We start from the raw sequence: 2065 nt of genomic DNA, 5'->3' as shown, positions 1-2065 counted from the left end.
ACGGTCGACGCGCGGCTCGAAAGCGCCGCCGACGTTTTCAGCATGCTGCCCGAGGGCAAGCCGCAGGGCTACTTCAGCGCCTGGCCTGAATACTTCCACAGTTTCGCTGACAAGGTCGGCCAACAGCCTCAGATGCGGCGGCCAAGGCCTAGCCCGCGCCAGATCACCCAAGCCGAGGAAACGTTGCTTTGGCTGCGCTGGCTGGATCCCGACGATGCCCGGCTCCTATGGCTGCGGGCCAACCGAACACAGTGGAAGCCGATCTGCTGGGAACTTGGCATCAGCCGTGCAACGGCGAACCGACGTTGGCAGTACGGCATCGCCGTCATCGTTTGGCGGCTGAACGGAAAGCGAGTGCCAGGGAAACGGTCCATGGAGTTCGTTGTGGATCGAGCCGGTCAATAGCCAGCGATTCGGGGCTTCTCAACCGAAGAAATTGTCAACTGAGCGATGGACGGCGAAATGGCTCCCTTCTTCATTTTCTCCGTCAGGTAAGCGCGGAATTTGCCGCCACCGATATAGTGATCCTGAAGCCATTCCCGATAGGCACCCAACGATTCCAGCGGATAGCACCAAGCCTCTTGCGGGTTCGATTTGGCTTGAGGATGGCTGTCGGGGTATCTGTGGGGAAACTTGCTGCGATCCCCGTACCGTTCATTGTATCCACTATCGTCCCAGAATTTCGACCAATGGCGACCGATCGAGATGTCGACAACATTCTTTTCATCAACAGGCGCACCTGCGACGATCATCTCATAGATGAGTGTCTCGGCTTCGTTGAACACGCTGAAAAAGCCCCGCGGTGCTGACTGATAGTTCAGTGCAATCCGCTCATGCCATTTGTCGAAGCGGCTCCGCCCTGTCGGGTCGTAGCCGACCTGCGAGTAGATCATCTCGCGAAGTTTTGTTCCGGCAAGGATGCGGAAATTGTCGCGCGCCTCTTGCTGGCAATTGGCCCCAGCATCGAAGGCATAGTATTCAAGGATGGAAAGGCACACTTCAGCAGGATAGCAGTAGTGGACGATGCCGTTGTGTGGCACTTCAAAATGCGCCGACTGGGTTTCACTGCCGATCTTTGACAGAATTCCCTTGATCGCCTGGATCCTTGGCTTTGGTTCGGTTTCGCGCCATTGCGAACTGATTGTCCCAATGTGCGCATTCTGAACACCGCAAAGTGCGGCTAGGCCTCGCTGGTTCAGATATGGAGTGCCGTCAGAAAGCACGCCCATCCCGATTCCGTTGATCTCAGCATCTTTCGCGATGCCAAGGTCAAGCAAGCCCTGACCGATTTCCTTTTGGTCCGTTTTGGCAGGTAACGTCTTGATCGTCATAGGTTTCATGGTGATTTCCTTGCGGTCAGAGGCTGTTTGGCAGTGCAGGCGAATGGATGACTCTGCTCGCGCCAAGATGGAAGAACATAGGGAAAACATACCAGATCAGCGGCCGTCGGCAAACCATATGCTGTGTTGTGCTCGCTCAGTTCGTCAAGATTGTGCGGTATCTCCTGTCAAGACCTGAGATCGATGTGAGACAACTTCCTGCGAGACACCGGAAGGCGAGACGGATCGGATCGGTATCGCTATTCATTGCGATATACTCGGGAGAGGCGCGCGCAGCAGACATCGCGCCGCTGGCTTCCGGGGTCCAGACAGGGGTCCAACCGGGGTCCATCCCGCTAACCCACTGATTTCTGGTTCCTTCCTGGCAAAATTCGTATGCTGGCGGGCGAAGCGCGGCACATCGCTAGCGACAGGGCCGGATTTTTGGGAAGCCACCCGGAAGCCACCGCCGCCTGAACCCGCCTGAAACACCGCAAAATCAAACCCTTGAAGCTGGACACCCCAGGTGACCGCTGGACCCCGCGTGGAGTCCAGTCTGGACCCCGGAGTCCGGAAGCCAGGGGTATCCACCTTGATCCGAGGAATGACCCGACGATGACGCTGAGCTTTGCCCCGGAGCGGATCGAGATGTGGCCGCTGGCCAAGCTCCAGCCCTACGCCCGCAATGCCAAAGCGCATGGCGCGGATCAAGTTGCGAAGATCGCCGCCAGCATGGCGGAGTTCGG

General features: G+C 57.6%; 2 protein-coding genes. One reads left to right on the top strand and one right to left on the bottom strand.

Features of this window, described 5'->3' with window-relative positions; all coding sequences use genetic code 11:
* Positions 1–405: DUF6362 family protein (locus ACEW8Q_RS10975; RefSeq protein ID WP_373504100.1), on the top strand; the 405-nt coding region annotated here is incomplete at its 5' end.
* Here ACEW8Q_RS10975 and ACEW8Q_RS10970 read toward each other — a convergent pair.
* Positions 399–1340 (bottom strand): hypothetical protein, encoded by a 942-nt coding sequence (locus ACEW8Q_RS10970; RefSeq protein WP_373504099.1) that lies wholly within the window; start codon positions 1338–1340, stop codon positions 399–401. The two genes, ACEW8Q_RS10975 and ACEW8Q_RS10970, sit on opposite strands and share 7 nt — an antisense overlap.
* Positions 1341–2065 lie beyond the last annotated feature (725 nt).

Source organism: Aestuariivirga sp., from assembly GCF_041738905.1.
Lineage (GTDB): Bacteria > Pseudomonadota > Alphaproteobacteria > Rhizobiales > Aestuariivirgaceae > Aestuariivirga.
This window is presented reverse-complemented; position numbering and strand designations above follow the sequence as displayed.